Source organism: Streptomyces boetiae, from assembly GCF_031845405.1.
GTDB classification, from domain to species: domain Bacteria; phylum Actinomycetota; class Actinomycetes; order Streptomycetales; family Streptomycetaceae; genus Streptomyces; species Streptomyces boetiae.
On the sequence record NZ_JAVREN010000006.1, the window covers coordinates 158,614 to 179,243 of the forward strand.

Annotated in this window: 16 protein-coding genes and 1 pseudogene; 7 read left to right on the plus strand and 10 right to left on the minus strand. The window is 75.7% G+C overall.

What is annotated here, in order from left to right:
- Positions 1 to 26 precede the first annotated feature (26 nt).
- Positions 27 to 1,106, plus strand: a complete 1,080-nt coding sequence (locus RM780_RS06380) for an ATP-dependent DNA ligase (RefSeq protein ID WP_311629511.1) — start codon at positions 27 to 29, stop codon at positions 1,104 to 1,106.
- 14 nt (positions 1,107 to 1,120) lie between these two features.
- Here RM780_RS06380 and RM780_RS06385 read toward each other — a convergent pair whose 3' ends face one another.
- Positions 1,121 to 1,576 (minus strand): HIT family protein, encoded by a 456-nt coding sequence (locus RM780_RS06385; protein WP_311629512.1) that lies wholly within the window; start codon positions 1,574 to 1,576, stop codon positions 1,121 to 1,123.
- A gap of 54 nt (positions 1,577 to 1,630) precedes the next feature.
- On the opposite strand from RM780_RS06385, the gene RM780_RS06390 reads away from it, so the two are divergent.
- The 3 genes from RM780_RS06390 (at position 1,631) to RM780_RS06400 (ending at position 4,595) form a co-directional block, all read left to right on the plus strand.
- A complete protein-coding gene (locus RM780_RS06390; protein WP_311629513.1) occupies positions 1,631 to 2,728 on the plus strand; it encodes an NAD(P)-binding domain-containing protein in 1,098 nt (365 codons plus the stop codon).
- A gap of 449 nt (positions 2,729 to 3,177) precedes the next feature.
- Positions 3,178 to 3,972 (plus strand): SAM-dependent methyltransferase, encoded by a 795-nt coding sequence (locus tag RM780_RS06395; protein WP_311629514.1) that lies wholly within the window; start codon positions 3,178 to 3,180, stop codon positions 3,970 to 3,972.
- A gap of 113 nt (positions 3,973 to 4,085) precedes the next feature.
- Entirely contained in the window at positions 4,086 to 4,595 is a 510-nt protein-coding gene (locus RM780_RS06400) for an NUDIX domain-containing protein (protein ID WP_311629515.1), read from the plus strand.
- Positions 4,596 to 4,612: 17 nt separating this feature from the next.
- Here RM780_RS06400 and RM780_RS06405 read toward each other — a convergent pair whose 3' ends face one another.
- The 4 genes from RM780_RS06405 to RM780_RS06420 all read right to left on the minus strand — a co-directional run bounded on the left by RM780_RS06405 (position 4,613) and on the right by RM780_RS06420 (position 10,120).
- A complete protein-coding gene (locus tag RM780_RS06405) occupies positions 4,613 to 5,716 on the minus strand; it encodes a type III polyketide synthase (RefSeq protein ID WP_311629516.1) in 1,104 nt (367 codons plus the stop codon).
- Positions 5,717 to 5,800: 84 nt separating this feature from the next.
- The gene (locus tag RM780_RS06410; RefSeq protein ID WP_311629517.1) at positions 5,801 to 7,024 is read right to left on the minus strand and encodes a cytochrome P450; all 1,224 of its coding nucleotides are present in this window, start codon (positions 7,022 to 7,024) and stop codon (positions 5,801 to 5,803) included.
- A gap of 374 nt (positions 7,025 to 7,398) precedes the next feature.
- A complete protein-coding gene (locus RM780_RS06415; RefSeq protein ID WP_394812897.1) occupies positions 7,399 to 8,496 on the minus strand; it encodes an ATP-grasp domain-containing protein in 1,098 nt (365 codons plus the stop codon).
- A gap of 244 nt (positions 8,497 to 8,740) precedes the next feature.
- Entirely contained in the window at positions 8,741 to 10,120 is a 1,380-nt protein-coding gene (locus tag RM780_RS06420) for an MFS transporter (RefSeq protein ID WP_311629520.1), read from the minus strand.
- A gap of 211 nt (positions 10,121 to 10,331) precedes the next feature.
- On the opposite strand from RM780_RS06420, the gene RM780_RS06425 reads away from it, so the two are divergent.
- The gene (locus RM780_RS06425) at positions 10,332 to 10,700 is read left to right on the plus strand and encodes a tetratricopeptide repeat protein (RefSeq protein ID WP_311629521.1); all 369 of its coding nucleotides are present in this window, start codon (positions 10,332 to 10,334) and stop codon (positions 10,698 to 10,700) included.
- Between the two features lie 92 nt (positions 10,701 to 10,792).
- On the opposite strand, the gene RM780_RS06430 is transcribed toward RM780_RS06425, so the two are convergent.
- From RM780_RS06430 to RM780_RS06440, 3 genes are all read right to left on the minus strand, one after another.
- Positions 10,793 to 12,676 (minus strand): transketolase, encoded by a 1,884-nt coding sequence (locus tag RM780_RS06430; RefSeq protein ID WP_311629522.1) that lies wholly within the window; start codon positions 12,674 to 12,676, stop codon positions 10,793 to 10,795.
- A 124-nt stretch (positions 12,677 to 12,800) separates the two neighbouring features.
- On the minus strand, positions 12,801 to 13,979 hold the full coding sequence (locus RM780_RS06435) for a baeRF2 domain-containing protein (protein WP_311629524.1): 1,179 nt from the start codon (positions 13,977 to 13,979) through the stop codon (positions 12,801 to 12,803).
- Between the two features lie 74 nt (positions 13,980 to 14,053).
- Entirely contained in the window at positions 14,054 to 14,596 is a 543-nt protein-coding gene (locus RM780_RS06440) for a type 1 glutamine amidotransferase domain-containing protein (RefSeq protein WP_311629525.1), read from the minus strand.
- A 158-nt stretch (positions 14,597 to 14,754) separates the two neighbouring features.
- Here RM780_RS06440 and ligD point away from each other — a divergent pair, with 158 nt between their 5' ends.
- On the plus strand, positions 14,755 to 15,741 hold the full coding sequence (gene ligD / locus RM780_RS06445) for a non-homologous end-joining DNA ligase (RefSeq protein WP_311629526.1): 987 nt from the start codon (positions 14,755 to 14,757) through the stop codon (positions 15,739 to 15,741).
- 185 nt (positions 15,742 to 15,926) lie between these two features.
- On the plus strand, positions 15,927 to 17,855 hold the full coding sequence (locus RM780_RS06450) for a Dyp-type peroxidase (protein WP_311629527.1): 1,929 nt from the start codon (positions 15,927 to 15,929) through the stop codon (positions 17,853 to 17,855).
- Positions 17,856 to 17,946: 91 nt separating this feature from the next.
- On the opposite strand, the gene RM780_RS06455 is transcribed toward RM780_RS06450, so the two are convergent.
- Complete coding sequence (locus RM780_RS06455) at positions 17,947 to 18,918, minus strand: TIGR03557 family F420-dependent LLM class oxidoreductase (protein WP_311629528.1); 972 nt, start codon at positions 18,916 to 18,918, stop codon at positions 17,947 to 17,949.
- Between the two features lie 211 nt (positions 18,919 to 19,129).
- Positions 19,130 to 20,628: pseudogene (gndA, locus tag RM780_RS06460) on the minus strand (NADP-dependent phosphogluconate dehydrogenase).
- Positions 20,629 to 20,630 lie beyond the last annotated feature (2 nt).

The following is a 20,630-nucleotide window of genomic DNA, read 5'->3' on the forward strand; positions in this document are numbered from 1 at the left end:
GGACGGCCGCCCGCAGAATCCGGATCATGGACCTCCCGGTGATGCCGCCCGTCAAGCCGATGCTGGCCAAGGCCGTCCCGGCCATCCCGCCCGGCATGCACTACGAGGCGAAGTGGGACGGCTTCCGGGCCATCGTCTTCCGCGACGGGGACGAGCTGGAGATCGCCAGCCGCACCACCAAGCCCCTCACCCGCTACTTCCCCGAGCTGGCCGCCGGCCTGCGCCGCGAGCTGCCCGGGCGCTGCGTCGTGGACGGCGAGATCGTCATCGCCCGCGGCGGGCGGCTGGACTTCGACGCCCTGCTGGAACGCATCCACCCCGCCGAGTCCCGCGTGCGGACGCTGGCCGGACGCACGCCCTCGGCCTTCGTCGCCTTCGACCTGCTCGCGCTGGGGGACCGCGCGTTGCTGGAGGAGCCCCTGCACCGCCGCCGCGAGGCCCTGGCCGGGGCGCTGGCCGGGGCCGGGCCGCCGCTCTCGCTCGCCCCGGCCACCCGCGACGAGGAGGTGGCGCGGCGCTGGTACGCGCAGTTCGAGGGCGCGGGCCTGGACGGCGTGGTCGCCAAGTCCTTCGACCTGCCCTACCGGCCGGGGGAGCGGGTGATGGTGAAGGTCAAGCACGAACGCACCGCCGACTGCGTCCTGGCCGGGCTGCGCCACCACAAGTCGGGCCCCGTGGTCGGCTCGCTGCTGCTGGGCCTGTACGACGGCGGCGGGCGCCTCCAGCACGTCGGCGTCTGCGCGGCGTTCCCCATGCGCCGCCGCCAGGAGCTGATGGAGGAGCTGTCGCCCCTGATCCCCGGGAGCATCGAGGGCCACCCCTGGGAGGAGTGGGCCCGCGAGGAGGCGCAGGCCGAGGGCCGGATGCCCGGGGCGCCCAGCCGCTGGAGCGGCGGCAAGGACCTGGGCTGGGTCCCGCTGCGGCCCGAGCGGGTCGTGGAGGTCGCCTACGACCACATGCAGGGCGACCGCTTCCGGCACACCGCCCGCTTCCGCCGCTGGCGCCCGGACCGGGAGCCGCGCGAGTGCACCTACGCCCAGTTGGAGGAGCCCGTCGGCTACGACCTCGGGCAGGTGCTCGGCACCCGGCACGCCTGGGAGCCGTGACGGCCCCCGCCGCCCTAAAGCCCGCCCGCGCCCGCCTCCCCGCCGGCCTCCCCGCCCGCCTCCTGGAACGCCCCGCGCAGCCGCTCCGCGACCGCCTCCGCCTCGGCGGCGTCCGCGTACGGCCGCCGCGGCCAGAAGAAGCCCCGCAGCCCGTCCTTCCGCCGGCGCGGCACCACGTGGACGTGCAGGTGCGGCACCGACTGGCTGACCCGGTTGTTCATCGCGACGAACGTCCCCTGCGCCCCCGTCCCGCGCTCCACGGCCGCCGCCGCCCGCCGCACCCGCGCGAAGAACGGCCCCACCTCCTCCGGGGCCAGGTCCGTCAGGGTCTCCGCGTGCCGCCGCGGGATCAGCAGCACGTGGCCCGGGAAGAGCGGCCGGGTGTCCAGGAACGCCACCGCCGCGCCGTCCTCCCACACCCGCACCGCCGGACCCGAGCCGTCCGCCACCGCGCAGAAGGGACAGTCCATGGCCCCAGTGAACCGCCCGGGAAGCTCCGCCGCCCCCCGGCCGTTGACACCGGCATGACCGGGAACCGGGCGCCGGGAGACCTCCAGGCCGTCGTCGTCGGCGGCGGCCAGGCCGGGCTCTCCGCCGCCTACCACCTCCGCCGTCGCGGCCTGCGGCCGTGGGAGGACTTCGTGCTGCTCGACCACGCGCCAGGACCTGGCGGGGCCTGGCAGCACCGCTGGCCCACCCTCACCTACGGCCGGGTCAACGGCATGCACTCCCTGCCCGGCCGGGAGCTGACCGGCGCCGACCCCTCCCGGCCCTCCTCCGAGGTCATCGCCGGCTACTTCGCCGCCTACGAGCGGGAGTTCGCGCTGCCCGTGCTGCGCCCCGTCCACGTCGCGGCCGTCCGCGAGGCCGGCGGCGGCCGGCTCGCCGTGGACACCCCGGAGGGGACGTGGACCGCGCGGGCCCTGATCAACGCCACCGGCACCTGGGAACGCCCGTTCTGGCCGCACGTGCCCGGCCGCGAGACCTTCCGGGGCCGCCAGCTCCACACCGCCCAGTACCCCGGCCCCGCCCCCTTCGCGGGCCGCCGCGTCGTGGTCGTCGGGGGCGGCAGCTCGGCCCTCTCGCACCTGCTGGAGCTGGAGGGGGTCGCCGCCTCCACGCTGTGGGTCACCCGCCGCCCGCCGGTCTTCCGCGAGGCCGGCTTCGGCGAGGTCGAGGGCCGCGGCGCGGTCGCCCTGGTCGAGGAGCGAGTGCGCAACGGCCTTCCCCCGCGCAGCGTCGTCTCCGTCACCGGCCTGGTGCGCAGCGAGGCCATCCGCGCCGCCGAGGAGCGGGGCGTCCTGAAGCGGCTGCCGATGTTCGACCGCGTGCTCCCCGGCGGCGTGGCCTGGGCGGACGGGCGGACCGCCGCCGCCGACACCCTGCTGTGGGCCACCGGCTTCCGCGCCGCCCTGGACCACCTCGCTCCGCTGCGGCTGCGCGAGCCCGGCGGCGGCATCCGGATGGAGGGGAGCCGGGCCGTGCGCGACCCGCGGGTCCACCTCGTCGGCTACGGGCCCTCCGCCAGCACCGTCGGCGCCAACCGCGCCGGGCGCGCGGCCGTCAACGACCTTCTGGAGCGCGGGGTCATCGCCCCGGCGCCCGCCGCGGCCCTCCGATAGCCGCACGCACACAGGACCCTGACATTTTGTCGACGTGGTGACAGGGCCGCTCTATGATCCGGTGCTGTCGTGACGTTGCCCCGGGCCGCGCGTCCGCCGGAAGGGGCGGCGCCACCGCAGGCCGGGGAGGCCCTTCCCCCGCCGGCCCCGGCCGGCGGTCCCCTCGCTAGGAGACCGATGGAACCGCGCCCGCCGCGCCGACCGGCCGCCGGCCCCCCGCGGCGCGCGGCCACGGGCCCGGCCCGGCCCCCCGGCCTCCGTCCGCCGCGCGCCGCCGCCCCGCGCGGACCGCACCCGCGCCGGGAGGCGTTACGCCCCGGCCGGCCCCCGGCCTAGCGGCCCGTCCGGCCGCCGCCCGCCTCCGTCCGCGGACCGGCGCGGCCCTTCCCTGCACGGCAGACGACAGCAGCTCACGGCAGCACCGCACCGCAGCAACAGGAGAAACACGCGTGACCGACGACGCGCCCACGATCGACACCTCGGTGCCGCACTCGGCCCGCATCTGGAACTACTGGCTCGGCGGCCGGGACCACTACGAGGTCGACCGCGAGGCGGGGGAGCGCTACCGCGCCGTCTTCCCCGGCATCGCCGATGTCGCCCGCGCCTCACGGGCGTTCATGCTCAGGACCGTCCGCTACCTCGCGCGCGAGGCCGGCATCCGGCAGTTCCTCGACATCGGCACCGGGCTGCCCGACCAGGAGAGCACCCACCTCGCCGCCCAGGCCATAGCCCCCGAGGCCCGCGTCGTCTACGTCGACAACGACCCCCTCGTCCTGGCCCACGCCCGCGCCCTGCTCACCAGCGGCCCGCCCGGCGTCACCGACTACCTCGACGCCGACCTGCGCGACCCCGAGGGCCTGCTGGCCGCCGCCGGCCGCGTGCTGGACTTCTCCGAGCCCGTGGGCCTGATCCTCAGCGGCGTGCTCGGGCACGTGACCGACGACGCCGAGGCCCGCTCGGTCGTCGCCCGGCTCCTGGCCGCGCTCGCCCCGGGCAGCCACCTCTCCCTGAACGACGGCAGCACCGCCTTCAGCCCCGCGTTCGGCCTCGCCCAGCGCGCCTACAACGAGAGCGGGGCCACGCCGTACGTGTTGCGCGCCCCGGAGCGGATCGCCGCCTTCTTCGCCGGGCTGGAACCGGTCCCGCCGGGCGTGCTGCCCGTCCCGCACTGGCGCCCCGAGACCAACGGCTCCGGGCCCTCCCGCGGCTTCGAGGTCATCGGCGGCGTCGGCCGCAAGCCCTGAGGCGCCTGGGCAGGAACCGGCCGGACGGGACGCGGGACGCCCCGCCCGCCGCGTTCGTTAAGCTCGGTCCGACGATCACACCGCGATCACGGAAGGGTGGGTGTCAACCGCCGATGGTTTACACGTACGGCCGCGCTGTCTCCCACTGTCCCTACTGCGGCACCACCTACGCGGCGGAGGCCGCCTGGCCGCGGGACTGCGCCGGCTGCGGCGAGACCCACTGGGCCAACCCCCTGCCGGTGGCCGTGGCCCTGCTGCCCGTCGTCGGCGCGGAGGGCCCCGGCCTGGTCGTCGTGCGCCGGGACATCGAACCCTGCCGCGGCGAACTCGCCCTTCCCGGCGGCTACATGGAGCTGGGCGAGTCCTGGCAGCAGGCCGCCGTGCGCGAGCTGTGGGAGGAGACGGGCCTGACGGCCGACGCCGGGGACGTCCGGCTGTTCGACGCCCACAGCGCCGACCGCACCCTGAACCTCTTCGCCCTCCTCCCCGCGCGGGAGGCGCTCTCCCTCCCGCCCTCGGCGGCGACCGACGAGGCCACCGAGTGGCTGGTGCTGCGGGAGCCGGCGGAGCTGGCCTTCCCCACCCACACGGCGGTGGTCGAGGCGTACTTCGCCGGCCGCTGAACCCGCGCCCCCGGGCCCTAGGCCACCGGGGCCCGCTCCTGCGCGCGGCGGCCGGGGACGACCGCCCGGGAGCGCTCCCCGACCCACCGGCCGAGCGCGATCTCGGCGGTGATGCCGGGCCCGAAGCCCGCGATCAGGCCGCGCGCCGAGTCGTCCGCCCCGCCCGCGGCGAACAGCCGCTCCAGGGCGTCGAAGACGACGCAGCTGGCGATGTTCCCCCGCTCGGTCAGCGTCTCGCGGCTGTAGCGGAACATCTCCGGAGGGATGTCCAGGAAGTGGCACAGGTCGTCCAGGATGCGGGGCCCGCCCGCGTGCACGATGTGGAAGTCCAGGTCGGAGACCTCCCAGTCGTGCGCGGTGGCCAGCGTGCGCAGCGCGGGCGCCAGCATCTTCATGGTCGTGGGGACCCGCTTGTCCAGCAGGAAGTGGAAGCCGGTGCCCCTGACGGCGTAGGAGATCCAGTCCTCGGTGTCCGGGACCAGGTGAGAGCCGTTGCGCTCCAGGCGCACCCCGGTGCCCCCCTGCCCGCGCACGACGGCCGCGGCCACGGCGTCCCCGAAGAGGCCGTTGGACAGCAGGGAGCCCACCCCGACGTCGGTGGGCTGGTAGCACAGCGAGCAGAACTCGCAGGCCACGATGAGGGCGTTGGCCTCGGGGTAGGCCCGGCAGAAGTCGTCCGCGCGGTTGATCGCCGCGCCGCCCGCCGCGCAGCCGAGCTGGGCGATCGGGAGCTGCCGGGTCTCGCTGCGGAAGCCGAGGGTGTTGATCAGCCAGGCGGTCAGCGAGGGCATCATGAACCCGGTGCACGAGACGTACACGATCAGGTCGATGTCCCGGACGGTCAGCCCCGCGTGGTCCAGGGCGCGGTAGACGACCGGCGGGACCCTGCGTTTGGCCTCCGCCTCGTAGACGCGGTTGCGGGCCTCGAAGCCCGGGTGCCGCAGCGTTTCCTCGATCGGCTGAACGATACGCCGGGTGCGGACGCCGGTGTTCTCGATCAGGCGCAGGGCCAGGCCGAGTTGCGGGTGGTCGGCGTGCATGGTGCGCGCCAGCTCCAGCGTCTCCTCCATCGTGAGGACGTTGTCCGGAACGGCGATGGATGGCCTGCACAGCGTTGCCATGATCCCCTCCCCTTGCCGCGCGGCCGGCGTGCGGCCCGCGGTATCGATGGCCGTGTCATTGGCCGTGTTCGGTGGACGCCCGGGTCACCAGGTGACCGGGAGCTCGTACGGATAGCGCCAGATCGACTCGTCGTTCCAGCGGATCTCCCCGGCGGGGACCGCGAGGTCCAGCGCGGGGAAGCGGCTCAGCAGCGAGCCGATGGCCAGCTCCAGCTCCATCAGCGCCAGCGGCGAGCCGATGCAGTGGTGCGCGCCCCAGCCGAAGGTCATGTGCGGCGAGGGCTGCCGGTCCAGGTCCAGCTCGTCGGGCCGCTCGAACCGCCGCGGGTCGCGGTTGGCGGCCAGGTAGGAGACGTGGACGGTGTCGTTCGCGCGGATGGTCACGCCGCCGACCTCCACGTCCTCGGTGGCGATGCGCGGGATGCCGACCCCCTTGCGGAACGGGATGTACCGCAGCAGCTCCTCCAGGGCCCGGGGCAGCAGCTCGGGCCGGGAGCGAAGCTTCGCCAGCTGCTCCGGATGGGTCAGCAGGGTGTAGGTGATGTTGCTGAGCTGGTAGGTGCTGGTGTCGTGGCCGGTGATCAGCAGGACCATGGCCATCACCGCCAGCTCGTCCTCGCCGAGCAGGTCGTCGCCCTCGCGGGCGGTGGCCAGCGAGCTGACCAGGTCCTCGCCCGGGGCGGCGCGGCGGCGGCGCGTCAGCTCCAGGAAGTACGCCCGCAGCTCGGCCTTGGCCTGCACCGCGCTCTCGCGGGTGGTGGCGCCGATGTTCATCATCGCCATGGCCCGGCGCCGCAGCTCGGGCCGGTCCTCCTCGGGGATGTCCAGCACCTCGCAGATCGTGGTCAGCGGCAGGCGCATCGACAGGTGCTTGACCAGGTCGGCGGGCGCGCCGTGCTCGGCCATGCCGTCCAGCAGCTCGTCCACGATCCGCTGCGTCGCGGGCCGCATCGCCGCCACCTTGGGGGCCGTGAACGCCTGGGAGACCAGCCGGCGCAGGCGGCTGCTGGCCGGGGGGTCCATGAGGTTGATCGATTCGTCCTGGACGATCGGGGCGGGCGTCATCCGGGGGAAGTCACGCCCGGTCACGGCGGCCCGGCTGAAGCGGCGGTCGGTCGTCACGAAGCGTACGTCCTCGTACCGGGTGACCAGCCACGCCTCGCCCTGGCCGTACGGCATCCGGATCCGGGCGATGGGGGCCTCGGTCATCATCCGCCGCAGCAGTGGGTCGAACTCCATGCCCTCGGCGAAGTCGAAGGGACAGGTCCACACGGTCTCGGGGGTGCCCACGGAAGGACTCCAATCCATCTCGGAACGCCGCGGCGCGGGTGGCGGACGGCGCGCGGCCAGGCGTTGCTGGACGTGGCGTTGTGTCCCCTCGCGCCCGCGCGATCATGTCGCGGCGTCGCGGAATTCACCCGTTAGAGGACAGGATGGGGGAAATCCGGCACGGAGCGTCAAGCCTTGACCGGAGCTTGATCGCGGGCGTGTTCCCCTGGCGCGCGCATCGCGCCCTTCCCCGCGCGGAGCGGGGGCCGCGGCCGGCGCCGCGTGCGGCGAGCGTCCGCTGAGGGGACGCCCGCCGACGGTCCCGGGCCGCGGGGCGGCCCGGGCGTGCTGCTCGGTGGTGCTGTGCGGATGGTGCGGGTGGTGGCGCCGGCCGGCGCGGTGCCGGCGGCGCCTCAGGCGGCGTCGGCGAAGGCGCCGGGGGTCACCTCGGTGACCGTCTCCGTCACCGCGACCCGGCCGCCGAGCCGAAGCCCCGTCAGCGGCCCGGGATCCCCGGCCAGGAGCAGCCGCACGGCCGCCCAGGGCAGGTTGACCCCGCTGAACGCGGTCTGGAAGATCCCCGCGGAGGGCCGCGGGTTGGCCTCCAGCAGAACCGGCCGCCCGTGCCGGTGCCGGAGCTGGACGTTGGACAGGTACGCCAGCCGGAAGTGGCCGACGAGCCGTTCCGCGATCTCCGCGTAGGCGGGATTGTCCAGCAGCAGCCGGTAACGGCCCTCCTTGGCCCGGGGTATGGCCGCGAGCAGCCTCCCCCCGGGCGCCGAGAGGCAGTCCACGCTGACCTCCGGGTCGTCCAGATAGGGCATGACGATGAACTGCGGGACCTTCTCCTGCCCGTCCGCCGCCCGTTTCAGCGCGTCGGCGACGGCGTTGACGGAGACCAGCGGCCGGGCCGGCTGGAGCAGGTCCCGCATGCTGAGCGGGCTGTCGTCGAGGATGCGGAACCCGAAGGCCGAGTACTCGCCCGCGGGCTTGATGCAGACCGTCTCACCGGCCCGCGACAGGTCCTCCACCGCCGCGCGCAGCCCGTCCGCGTCGGAGACCACGCGCCACTCGGGCACGGGAACGCCGATGGCGCGGGCCGCCTCGTACGTGCGGCCCTTGCTGGTGAGCGCGCCGATCGCCCCCGGCGAGGAGCACATCAGCCGGGTGCCCAGGGCGGCGAACGCCTCGGCGCGCCCGGCCAGGGCGTCGAGGCGGCGGGGAGGAATCAGGACGTCGACTCCGTGCCGGCGGCAGAAGTCGAGGGCGAAGTCGGCGTAGACGTCGTTGCCGACGCGATGGGGTTCGACCTCCCCCACATCGCAGGCGGCCAGGGCGGGCGCGGAGGGATCCACGTTGGTCCCGTAGATGCGGACGGGCGCGCCGTCGGGATTCTCGCGCAACATCCGGATCACCTGGGTCGTGGCTGCCCCTGCGCTGCTGAGCCAAATACGTAGTGCTATCGCGCACGCTCCCCTCAACACGATGGCGGACCCCAAGAACCGGCTCACGTCGGCCGGTGACCGGGCAGGGGTGAGGTCCCCACGCCTCTACCTCGGTCGCCGGGCCATACATGAACGGGTGTGAGGTGGATCATAACTCCCCAGCATGTCGGCGATGTTTCCCCGCGGGACACGGTCGGGACTCGGCCGAATGCGAAACGGCCCCGCCTTCAACGGAATTCGCCCTCAGGGCCCCCGCCGTTCGCCGGTCCGGCAACGACCGTTCCCTTGCCGCCCGGAAGGGGGCAGGGCCTCAGTCGGTCGCGCGATGGGCCGTGCCCGCCGCCCACTTGCCGGTGCTCACCGCGCCCAGCAGCAGTACCAGCGCGCCGCACCCGGTCAGCACCCACCAGCCGGCCGTGCGCGACCCGGCGGCCAGGACCGTACCGGTCACCGCGACGCCGAGCGCGGAACCGACCTGCCGCGCGGTCGAGGCGATGCCCGCCGCGACCCCGGAGCGCGAGCGGGGCATGCCGGTCAGGGCCGCGTTGGTGATGGGCGCGTTGACCAGGGCGAAGCCGACGCCGAAGGCGGCGTAGGCACTGAACAGGTGCGGCAGGGGCGTGCCCGCCTCCAGCCGGGTCAGCAGCAGCCCGCTGGCCGTCAGCGCCACCCCGCCCAGCACCAGCGGCAGCCGCGGCCCCCAGCGCCCCAGCAGGAACCCCGACAGCGGGGCCACCACCAGCGTCGCCCCCGCCATCGGCAGCAGGTACAGGCCGGCGTTCAGCGCGTCCAGGTCCCGGTCGTGCTGGAGGTAGAGGGTGTTGAGGAACAGGAAGCCGCCCAGCCCCGCGAAGGCGGCCACCGCGATGCCGAACGCCCCGCTGAAGGGCACGCTGCGGAAGAACCGCAGCTCGATCAGCGGCTCCTCGCGGCGCGGCTCGTACCACAGCAGCCCGCCCAGGGCGAGGGCTCCGATCCCCAGGCACACCAGCAGCTCGGGGGAGGACCAGCCCGCCGCGCCGCCCTCGATGATGCCGAAGGTCACCGAGCCCAGGAGCACGATGACCAGCAGTTGCCCCACCGGGTCGGTCCGCCGCGGGTGGGGCGCGCGCGACTCGGGCACGTAGCGGGCGGTCAGCACCAGCGCGGCCAGGCCCACCGGGAGGTTGAGCCAGAAGATGGCCCGCCAGCCGAAGGTGTGCACCAGTGCGCCCCCCAGCACGGGCCCGGCCGCCATCGACAGGCCCACCACCGCGCTCCACGCGCCCAGCGCCCGCGCCAGCTCCTTGGGGTCGCGGAAGGTGGCGGAGATGATCGAGACCGCCACGGGGTTGAGCATCGAGCCGCCGACCGCCTGCGCGGCGCGGAAGACGATCAGCCAGCCGAGGCCGGGGGCCAGCGCGCACAGCACCGACCCGGCGGTGAACAGGGCCAGACCCGTGCGGAAGACCCGGCGGCGGCCGATCCGGTCGGCGGTGGAGCCGGCCAGCATCAGGAAGGAGGCCAGGACCACGGTGTAGATGTCCAGGGTCCACTGCAGCCCGGAGACGTCGGCGTCCAGGTCCTCCTGGAGCGAGGGCAGCGCCACGTTCAGGGCCGTGATGTCCAGGCTGACGATCAGCAGGCTCATGCAGCAGATCGCCAGCACCAGCAGGCGGCGGGGCTCGGCGGCCTCTCGGGGGGCGGGCACGAACGCCCACCCTATCCGGGCGTTTCGGGCGCGGCGCGGCCGGACCGGGCGGGGCCCACCACCGGGGCACTGGAGTGCGGACCTTCCGGGTAGGTCACCGGGGGACCGGGCATACCGGTGGGGGATCCCGGTGGGGAATAACGGCCCCTGCCGCGGCGTTGCGCCACACCGGTCCCCGGCCGGCCGTCGTCTCGCGCGTCAAGGAGGGCCCGTGCCCGAAGCAACCCCGGAAACCAACGTCGTCGCGTTCCGAGCGGCCGAACAGCTGCTCGCCGCCCGCGATCCGCGCGGCGCGCTGAAGCTGCTCGACCCCCTGATCACCGCCCACCCCGAGAACACCGCCGCCCGCCTGCTGCGCGCCAGGGCCTTCTTCCTCGCGGCGCAGCTGCGCTCGGCGGAGCTGGAGTTCCAGCTCGTCATCGAGCGGGAGCCGGACAACGCCTTCGCCCACTTCGCGCTGGCCCGCACCCTGGAGCGGGGCGGCCGGGACGCGGAGGCCCTGCGGCACTTCCGCCTGGCCGCCGCCCTCGACCCGCGCCCGGACTTCGTCGCCGCGGCGCGCTTCGAGGAGGCGCCCTAACGGCCGGGCCGGCGAAGGACGCCGGCACTGACCAAGGCCCCGGCCCGCGCGGGAACGCGCGGGCCGGGGCCTTCGGCCGTCACCGCCGGGGGTCAGGCCGCCGCCGCGCCGGAGGCGGCCACGTGGCGGCGCACCGCCGCCGCGATGGCCTCCGCGTCGATGCCGGCCTCCCGCAGCTGCTCCTCGGGCGTTGCCGAGCCCGGCATGTTCTCCACCGCCAGCCGGATCAGCCGGGGGGCCGGGCGGCCGTCCGTGAACGCGTCCAGCACCGCGTCGCCCAGGCCGCCCTCCGGGTGGTGGTCCTCCACCGTCAGCAGGCAGCCCGTGCGCTCGGCCGCCTCCCGCAGCGCCGCCGCGTCCACCGGCTTCACCGAGTACAGGTCGATCACCCGCACGGGGATGCCCTCCCCGGCCAGCCGGTCGGCCGCCGCCAGCGCCTCGTGCACGGTCACGCCCGCCGCCACCACGGTCAGCCGGTCCTCCTCGGAGGAACGCAGCAGCTTGCTGCCGCCCACCGGGAAGCGCTCGGCCGGGTCGTAGATCACGGGCGACTTGCCGCGCGAGGTCCGCAGGTAGCGCAGGCCCTCGCCGTCCGCCATCTCCGCGACCAGGCGCGCCGTGGCGTTCCCGTCGCAGGGGTAGAGCACGGTGCTGCCGTGGATGGCCCGGAACATCGCCAGGTCCTCCAGGCCCATCTGCGAGGGCCCGTCCTCGCCGATGGACACGCCCGCGTGCGAGCCCGCCACGCTCAGCCCGGCCCGGGAGACGGCCGCCATCCGCAGGAAGTCGTGCGCCCGCGTCAGGAAGGCCGCGAAGGTGGAGACGAACGGCGTCCAGCCGCGCACCTGCATGCCGACGGCCGTGGCCACCAGCTCCTGCTCGGCGATGTAGCACTCGAAGAACCGGTCCGGGTGCTCCTTGGCGAAGTACTCCGAGCGCGTGGAGTCGCTGACCTCGCCGTCCAGCGCGACGATGTCCCGCCGGTCGCGGCCGACGGCCGCCAGCGCCTGCCCGTAGGCGTTGCGCGTGGCGACCTGCTCGCCCGCCTCGTACCGGGGCAGGTCGGCCTCCACGCCGTGCGGGACGCGGGGCGCGGTCGCGGCGCCCGGCCGACGGACCTCCACCCGCAGGTCCCGGACCCCGCCCAGCTCCCCGACGGCCTCCTCCGCGTCGGGCACCGGCTTGCCGTGCATGCCCTCGCGGTCCTGCACGGCCGCCACGCCCCGGCCCTTCATGGTGCGCGCGAGCACCGCCGTGGGCCGGTCGGAGACGCTCAGCGCCTCGCTGTACGCGGCGTCGATGGAGGCCGGGTCGTGCCCGTCGCACTCCACCGTGTGCCAGCCGAAGGCCCGGATGCGGCGGGCGTAGGCGTCCAGATCCCACTCGTGGCGGGTGGGGCCGCGCTGGCCGAGGCGGTTGACGTCCACGATCAGCGTGAGGTTGGCCAGGCCCTCGTAGCCGGCGTGCTCCATCGCCTCCCACACCGACCCCTCGGCCATCTCGCTGTCGCCGGAGATCACCCACACCCGGTAGGGCATCGGGTCAAGGCGCCGCCCCGACAGGGCCACGCCCACGCCCACCGGCAGGCCCTGCCCGAGCGAGCCGGTGGCCACGTCCACCCACGGCAGGCGCGGCGTGGGATGCCCCTCCAGGCGGCTGCCCAGCTCCCGGAACGACAGCAGCTCCTCGTCCGTGACGGCCCCCGCCGCCTTGTACGCGGCGTACAGCAGCGGCGAGGCGTGCCCCTTGGAGAGGATCAGGTGGTCGTTGCCCGGGTGGCCGGGCCAGTCGAAGTCGTACCGCAGGTAGCGGGCCAGCAGCACGGCCATCAGGTCGGCCGCGGACATCGAGGAGGTGGCGTGGCCCGAGCCCGCGTGCGAGGTGGCGCGGACCGCGTCCACCCGGAACTGCTGTCCCAGCTCGGCCAGGAAGTGGTCGTCGAGCGCGTCCGCGGTGATGTCAGCCATGTCGGCCATGTCAGCCTCCTGCGTCGTCTGCGTACCCGGAACGTCCGGGGACGGTCCGGGGCCACCGGCGCGGGTACCCCTCCCGCGCCGGGCGTAACGGCCCCGCCGGGCTCCCGCCCGGCGTCGCCCGGGGTCACTCCCCGGGCCGCACCCCGCCGCCGGGGATCGTGCCCTCGTAGGGCCAGCGCAGCAGCGCGCCCAGGCCGCCCACGGGGATCTGGCGGGGCGAGGTCGTGGGGTCGGGCAGCGGCACGGCCGTCGCGCCGGTGGCCGCGGCCGAGCGCAGCAGCGCGTCGTCCGCGCGGGCCGGGGCCGGCTCGGGCGCGCCGAGGGCGCGCGAGTCGGTGCGGCGCAGCGCGACCTGGTCGGGCTCCTGGCCCACCCACACGTCGCGGTGCAGGTCGGCCCCGCCCGGCCGCATCAGCAGCGCCGCGATCCGGTGCTCGCGCGCGGCGTCCACCAGCGCGGGAACGCCCTCGGCGGCGTCGATCCGGCCGTTGCCGCCGCCGCTGCCCAGCACCCGGGCGGCGTGGAAGCGCTCCAGCGCCTCCTCGGCCTCGGCCCGTGCGCGCTCGGCGCGGGCCCGCTCCACGTCGGCGTCCAGCAGCCGGTCGTCGGAGCCCGCGGCGCGCGCCCCGTGCTCGGACTCCACGGTCACCTCGCGCAGCGCCTCGGGCAGCCGCTCGTGGACGGCCCGGCGTTCGCGCGGGTCGCCCGCCAGCACGACCATCCCGGCGTGCGCGCGCTCGGCGTCCTCGGCCAGCGTGCCGGCGACGCGGGCCGCGTTCTCCTCCCAGGTGTTCTCCACGGCGAACTGGAAGTGCCGCTCGGACCAGTCGGCCCGGCCGGTGCGGTGGATCGGCCACTGCCTGCCCGCGACGCTCCCGGCGGGGGTGGGGCGGCCGTGCGTGCCGCGCATCTCCAGGTCGGCGCCCCTGCGGTCGACGTAGGCCACCAGGCACGTCGGGTCCTGCCCGGCGTGGTCCAGCAGCGGGGCGATCCGCGGCAGCGCGGCCCAGAACGCCCGCGGCGGGGAGGGCGGCGGCGTGGCCAGCGGCACGTCGAGCACCACCTCGCCGCCGGCGGCGAACACCGCGTGGCCCGCGTCGTCCCGGGAGACCGAGGCGAGGGCGTCGCGCACGGCCCGGCAGGTGGCCTCGTCCGCTCCGAGGCCGGCCAGGGACGAGGCGGCGTCGCGGGCCTGGAGCTCCCGCACCGCCTCGGCGTCCTCCGAGACGTCCGCGGTCTCCAGGTAGGCCGAGGCCCACGGCCCCTGCCGTTCGAGCAGGGGGGCGAGGAACGCGAGATTCATGGCTTCCTCCTTCGGCTCTCGCGAGTCCGGCGGACCGGGCCCCGCGCCGGGGACCCTCGTCCGCGGGGCGCCGCTCAGGCGGCGACCTTCCCGAACTCGCGCAGCATCGCGTCGTTGAACTGCGGGATGTCGGCCGGCTTGCGGCTGGTGACCAGGGTGTTCGGCCCCGAGTCGTCCACCGCCACCGGCTCGTCGACCCAGGTGGCGCCCGCGTTGCGCAGGTCGGTGCGCAGGCTCGGCCAGGACGTCAGGGTCCGGCCGCGCACCACGTCCGCCTCGATCAGCGTCCACGGCGCGTGGCAGATCGCCGCCACCGGCTTGCCCGCCTCGAAGAACGCCCGTGCGAAGGCGACGGCCGCCTCGTCCAGCCGCAGGGCGTCGGGGTTGGCCACGCCGCCGGGCAGCACCAGGGCGTCGAACTCCTCCGGGGAGGCCTGCTCCGCCGTGGCGTCCACGGGGAAGGTCTCGCCCCAGTCCAGGTGGTTCATGCTCCGGACGGTGCCGGGCCTGGTCGAGATCAGCTGCGGCGTCTCGCCCGTCTCCGCGGCTGCCTGCCAGGGGCCGGTCAGCTCGGCCTGCTCGACGCCCTCGGGCGCGGTCAGGAACGCGATACGCATGCGGGGGTCACCCTCCTCGGGTTGTCGTCTGCTGGTTCCGGCCAGGCCCGCCCGCGTGTGGGGAACGCCCGGCCGCGCCCCGGGTAACCGGTGGTGCGCGGGGGGAAACCCGGGGCCGCCCGTTTCCGGGACCCGGCGCCGGGCACCCGTGCGGGGTCATGAGCAGCGCACAGGGCACACGCACACAGGGCAAGCGGGGCGCGGCGGGCCGCCGCCCCGAGGTGAGGGTGAGCGGCCGGTCGGTGCCGCTGTCCAACCCGGGCAAGGAGATGTTCCCGGAGGACGACATCACCAAGGCCGAACTCGTCGACTACTACCGGGCGGTGGCCCGGCCGATGCTCGCGCACCTGCGCGGCCGTCCGGTGGCCATGGAGCGGTACCCGGACGGCTACCGCGGCCGGTCGTTCTACCACAAGGCCGTCCCCGCGCACTTCCCCGGCTGGGTGCACCGCGAGACGGTTCCCAAGCAGGGCGGCACCGTGGAGATGGCCGTGTGCGACGACGCGGCGACGCTCGCCTACCTGGCCAACCAGGCGTGCCTGACCCCGCACGCCTGGCTGAGCCGGGCCGGGCACCTGGGGTGTCCCGACCGGATGGTCCTGGACCTCGACCCGCCCTCGGCCACGGACGACGGCGATCCCTTCGAACTCGTCCGCTGGGCGGCGGGGGAGTGCGCCGGACTGCTGACGGGCCTGGGCCTGCACCCGGCCGCGATGACCACGGGCTCGCGCGGCGTGCACGTGGTGGTGCCCCTGGACGGCGGCGCGGACTTCGACGAGGTGCGGGACTTCGCGCGCCGCGCGGCAGGGCTGCTGGCCCGCCGCCACCCCGGCCGCCTGACCACCGAGATCCGCAAGAACCGGCGCGGGGCGCGCCTCTACCTCGACGTGCAGCGCAACGCCTACGCGCAGACCGCCGTCGCCCCCTACGCCGTGCGCGCCCGCCCGCACGCCCCCGTGGCGACCCCGCTGCGCTGGGAGGAGCTGACCGAGGAGGGCGTCGGCCCGCGGGACTTCACCCTGCGGACGGTGCCCGGCCGCCTCGCCGAGCACGGCGACCCGTGGTCCGGCCTGCACCGCAAGCGGCGCTCGCTGCGCGCGGCCCGCGGCCGGCTGGACGCCCTGGAGCGCGAGGAAGGACGTTAGCCGTCCCACGTGCCCCGGGCGCGCGGCCCGGCGCGCCCCCCGGCGCACCACCCCGGCGCCGGGAGTGCCGCGCGCGGCCCCCTCCCGGGTGGTTTCGGCTCCCGGCGGGGCTGACGCGCGGGGCGGACAGGTAGGTACCGGGCGCGCCGCGGACCGGCCGCGCGCCCGCACCGACCGGAGAGCCGATGCCCGATTCCCCCGCCCCGCCCGCCGTGCCCCTGCCCACCGCCCTGGAGGCTCCGGCCGGCGCCATCCCCGCCCAGGCCGCCGCCGAGGACCCCGCGCTGCCGCTGCGCCAGAGCACCGAGATCCAGGGCGACATCCTGGCCGGCTTCAAGAAGGACCACGTCCGCCTCCTGCTGCTGGCCTTCACCGACCGTGCCCTGGCCAGGACCTGGCTGGACCGGCTGCGCGCCCGCGTGGCCACCACCCGCGACGTGGCCGCGTTCAACGCCGCCTTCCGCAACCGGAGGCAGCGGATGCGCGGCGCCGAGCCGCAGGGTCTCTACGCCACCTGGCGGGCCGTCAGCCTCACCTACCCCGGCCTGACCGAGCTGGTCGGCGGCGAGCCGGTGGCCGACGTGCCGCAGGGCACCACCCACGACGCCCTGCGCCAGGGCGCCGCCGCCCGCAAGGACATCCTCGGCGACACCGGCACCAGCGACCCCGCGGGCTGGCTCTTCGGAGGACCGGAGAACGCCCCCGTGCACGCCGTCCTGACCCTGGCCGCCGACCGGCCGGAGGACCTGGACGCGGCCGTGGCCGAGGAGCGCGCCGAGGCGGACCTGCACGGGCTGACCGTGGTCTTCGACCAGCCGGGCGCCACCCTGGCCGGGGAGCGGCGCGGAAACGAGCACTTCGGCTTCAAGGACGCCATCAGCCAGCCGGCCGTCCGCGACTTCGACGAGGCCGACCCCGAGGACCCCGAGCACGCCCTGGGCAAGCCGGGGACCCGCGTCATCCCCGCCGGCGAGTTCGTCATCGGCCACCCCATGGACAACCGCCTCGACCCCGGCCTGCCCTCCTGGATGGCCGACGGCTCCTTCCACGTCGTGCGGCGGCTGGCCCAGGACGTTCCCGGCTGGTGGGCCCAGGCCGCCGACCGGCTCGCGGACCTCAAGGAGGCGGGCGCGGTGCCCGCCGACGCGGGCGTGGAGTGGCTCGCCGCGCGCCTCGTCGGCCGCTGGCGCTCCGGCACCCCGATCGCCAAGAGCCCCGACGCGGACGTCCCCAGCCCCCCCGGCTCCGAGGCGGACAACGACGTCAGCTACGCCGACGACCTGGAGGGTCGCGTCACCCCCCTCTTCAGCCACGCCCGCAAGGTCGGCCCGCGTGACGGCCTGCTGGTGCGCCACACCGCGCCCGGCCCGCTCACCCAGCGCGGGGCGCTGGACGGCCGTCGCGTGATGCGGCGCGGCGTGCCCTACGGGGACCACTTCGACCCGGCCGCCGGCTCGGGCCACGGCCCGGACTCGCCGCGCGGCCTGGTCTTCGTCTCCTACCAGTCGGACCTGGTGGCGCAGTTCGAGTTCATGCAGCGGGTGTGGGTGCACGGGGAGAACTTCCCCGAGCGCGATGCCCGCCCGGGCCGGGACACGGTCATCGGCGGCGAGGGGCCCGTGTCGTTCCCGGCCGGAGGCGCCGGCTCGGACGCCAGCGTGGCGATCGAGCTGCGGCAGTTCGTACGCACCGAGGGAACGCTCTACGCCTTCACGCCGTCCCTGACCGCGCTGCGGCTGCTGGCCGAGGGCGCGATCCCGCCCGGCGGCGAGCCCCCGAGGGAGCGGGTGCTCAGCGCGCCCGCGACGATCGGCCTGGGCGCCGTGATCAGCTCCGGCAAGGCCAGGCTGCGCTTCCAGGACCGCACCGGCCAGCTCACCGTGCACGACGAGAACGAGCTGCTGCGCTGGAGCACCGAGCCCTCCGACCTCGCGGTGCGCGCCGAGCTGCGGGAGAACGGCGAGCTGATCCTGCGCGACGAGCGGAACGCCACGCTGTGGACCTCCGGCACGGACGGCCACCCGGGGGCGACGCTCGTCGTCGCGCTCGACGGGGACGTCCTGATCCGCTCGGCCGAGGGCGAGACGCTGTGGCACACGGGCACCGCCCACTGAGCCCGCCGCCGCACCCGCGCCGCCCCGGCCGCGGGGGCCGGGGCGGCGCGGCGAGGGGACGGCGCCGCCGGGGCAGGCCGCGCCGCCGGGCTCAGCGGCGCGGGGTCAGCGCCCGCAGCGGCCCGTCCAGCTCCTTGCGGTAGAACTCCAGGAAGCCGTCCGGGTCGGGCCCGGCGTTCTGCGTGACCAGGTGGTCGAAGCCGGCGTCCACGAACTGCTGGGCCACCTCCAGGAAGCGCGCCGGGTCCGAGCCGCAGGCGAACTGCCGCAGGATGTCCTCCTCGCGGACCGTGGTGGAGGCCGCCTCGAAGTTCACCGGGTTGGGCAGCTCGCTCATCACCTTCCAGCCGGTGACCGCCCAGCGGGAGGTCTCCAGCGCGGCCTTGGCCGCGGTGTGCTCGTCCCGGGCCCAGGCCATCGGGACCTCGGCGTACCGCGGCCCGGAGCCGCCGGCCTCCCGGTAGGCGCGGACGATCTGCGGCTTCGGCTCGGTGGCGAACAGGCCGTCGCCCAGCGTCGCCGCGATGCGCGCGGCCTCGGGCCCCCCGGCCGCCACCGCGATCACCGGCGGCTTGGGCGGCAGGTCGAAGACCCGCGCGTCGTCGATCCGCAGGTGCTTGCCCTCGTAGCTGCGGTAGCCGCCCTGCCACAGCAGCCGGATGATCTCCAGCGCCTCGCGCAGCCGCTCGTGCCGCACGGCGGTGGAGTCGGGGAACCCGGTGCCCACCACGTGCTCGTTCAGCCGCTCGCCCGCGCCCAGGCCGAGGGTGAAGCGGCCGTCCGACAGCAGCGCGAGCGTGGCCGCCGCCTGGGCGATGATGGCCGGGTGGTAGCGGACCGTCGGGCAGGTGACGCCCGTGGCCAGGCCGATGCGCTCGGTCCTCGCGGCGATCGCGCCCAGCACCGTCCAGGCGAAGGGGGAGTGGCCCTGGTTGTCCAGCCACGGGTGGTAGTGGTCGCTGATCTCCACGAAGTCGAATCCGGCCCGCTCGGCCTCCACGGCCTGCCGTACCAGCTCCTGGGGCCCGTAGCCCTCCGCCGCCAGCTTGTATCCGATCTGCATGCCTCTCCGCTCCCGCCGCAGGTCAGTCCGATGGGGTCCGCCCCCGGGTACCCCCTCGGCACGCTGCCAGCACACCCGGGCGCCGCGGAGACGACATCCCGCCCGGCGCCCGCCACGTCCGCCGGATGGCGCACGGGCGCCCCGGGCGGCGCACGCCGCCCGGAAGGCGCCCCCCCGGGCGGCGCCCGCCCGGACGTGCGCGCCCGGCCGTTCAGGCGGTGACCTCCGAGCGGTCCCCGCCCCACAGCGTGTGGAACGAGCCCTCCCGGTCGGTGCGTTCGTAGGTGTGCGCGCCGAAGTAGTCCCGCAGCCCCTGCACCAGCGCGGCCGGAAGCCGCCCGGCCCGCAGCCCGTCGTAGTACGCCAGCGCCGCCGAGATGCCCGGCACCGGCACGCCCAGGCGGGTGGCGGTGGCCACCACGTGCCGCCAGGCGTCCTGGGCGCGGCCCAGTGCCTCCGCGAAGCCGGGGTCGGCCAGCAGCGTCACCGGCGGCTGCCCGCCGGCCCGGTACGCGGCCCGGATCTCGTCCAGGAACCGCGCCCGGATGATGCAGCCCCCGCGCCAGATCGCCGCCACCGTGCCGCGGTCGATGTCCCAGCCGTACTCCCGGCTGCCGGTCTGGATCAGGTGCCAGCCCTGTGCGTAGGCCGCGATCTTCGAGGCGTACAGGGCCTGTTCGACCTGCTCGGTGAAGCGGGCCGCCTCCTCCTTCGCGAGCCCGCCCCCGGCGGGGCCCGGCAGGCCGGCAGCCGCCGCCCGCAGCTCGGTGTGCCCCGACAGGGCGCGGGCGAAGACCGCCTCCGCGATCCCGCTGACGGGAACGCCGAGGTCCAGCGCCGTCTGCACCGTCCAGCGACCGGTGCCCTTCTGCTCCGCGCGGTCGGCCACCACGTTCACGAAGGGCGCGCCGGTGGCCGCGTCCGCGTGGGCCAGCACCTCGGCCGTGATCTCGATGAGGTAGGAGTCCAGGCGGCCCTCGTTCCAGCCGCGGAAGACCTCCGCGATCCGCCGCGGCTGATACCCGGCCACCTGCCGCAGCAGGTCGAAGGACTCCGCGATCAGCTGCATGTCGGCGTACTCGATGCCGTTGTGCACCATCTTGACGAAGTGACCCGCGCCGTCCGGGCCGATGTGCGCGCAGCACGGCTCCCCGTCGCCGGCCCGGGCGGCGATGCTCTCCAGCAGCGGGCCGAGCGCCGCGTAGGACTCGGCCGAGCCGCCGGGCATGATGCTCGGGCCCAGCAGCGCGCCCTCCTCGCCGCCGGAGATCCCGCAGCCCACGAAGTGCAGCCCGCGCTCGCGCAGCGCGGCCTCCCGGCGCCGGGTGTCCGCGAAGTGCGCGTTGCCGCCGTCCATGATCATGTCGCCGGGCTCCAGCAGCGGCGCGAACTCCTCGATCACCGCGTCCGTCGCCGTCCCGGCCTTCACCATCACCACCAGCCGCCGGGGCCGCTCCAGCGCGGCCACGAACTCCCGCGCCATGGGGGCACCGCCCAGCCTCCCCCAGACTCCGTCCGGGGAGACCCCCTTGGCTGGGGGAGGGCCGGGACGAACGCCCCCTCGTGCCCGAAGGAGCCGGTCAGCTCCTCCGTCCTGGCCGCCGTGCGGTTGTGCACCGCCACGGTGTGCCCGTGCCGCGCCAGGTTCCGGGCCAGGTTGCGGCCCATCACGGCCAGCCCGGTGACGCCTATCCGCGCCTGATCCGCCATTC

Bases quoted from the DNA above. Each gene is read 5' to 3' on its own strand.
- RM780_RS06380 (WP_311629511.1), top strand. From the start codon at position 27: ATGGACCTCCCGGTGATGCCGCCCGTCAAGCCGATGCTGGCCAAGGCC.
- RM780_RS06385 (WP_311629512.1), bottom strand. From the start codon at position 1,576: ATGGACTGTCCCTTCTGCGCGGTGGCGGACGGCTCGGGTCCGGCGGTG.
- RM780_RS06390 (WP_311629513.1), top strand. From the start codon at position 1,631: ATGACCGGGAACCGGGCGCCGGGAGACCTCCAGGCCGTCGTCGTCGGC.
- RM780_RS06400 (WP_311629515.1), top strand. From the start codon at position 4,086: ATGGTTTACACGTACGGCCGCGCTGTCTCCCACTGTCCCTACTGCGGC.
- RM780_RS06405 (WP_311629516.1), bottom strand. From the start codon at position 5,716: ATGGCAACGCTGTGCAGGCCATCCATCGCCGTTCCGGACAACGTCCTC.
- RM780_RS06410 (WP_311629517.1), bottom strand. From the start codon at position 7,024: ATGGATTGGAGTCCTTCCGTGGGCACCCCCGAGACCGTGTGGACCTGT.
- RM780_RS06430 (WP_311629522.1), bottom strand. From the start codon at position 12,676: ATGGCCGACATGGCTGACATCACCGCGGACGCGCTCGACGACCACTTC.
- RM780_RS06435 (WP_311629524.1), bottom strand. From the start codon at position 13,979: ATGAATCTCGCGTTCCTCGCCCCCCTGCTCGAACGGCAGGGGCCGTGG.
- RM780_RS06440 (WP_311629525.1), bottom strand. From the start codon at position 14,596: ATGCGTATCGCGTTCCTGACCGCGCCCGAGGGCGTCGAGCAGGCCGAG.
- ligD (WP_311629526.1), top strand. From the start codon at position 14,755: ATGAGCAGCGCACAGGGCACACGCACACAGGGCAAGCGGGGCGCGGCG.
- RM780_RS06450 (WP_311629527.1), top strand. From the start codon at position 15,927: ATGCCCGATTCCCCCGCCCCGCCCGCCGTGCCCCTGCCCACCGCCCTG.
- RM780_RS06455 (WP_311629528.1), bottom strand. From the start codon at position 18,918: ATGCAGATCGGATACAAGCTGGCGGCGGAGGGCTACGGGCCCCAGGAG.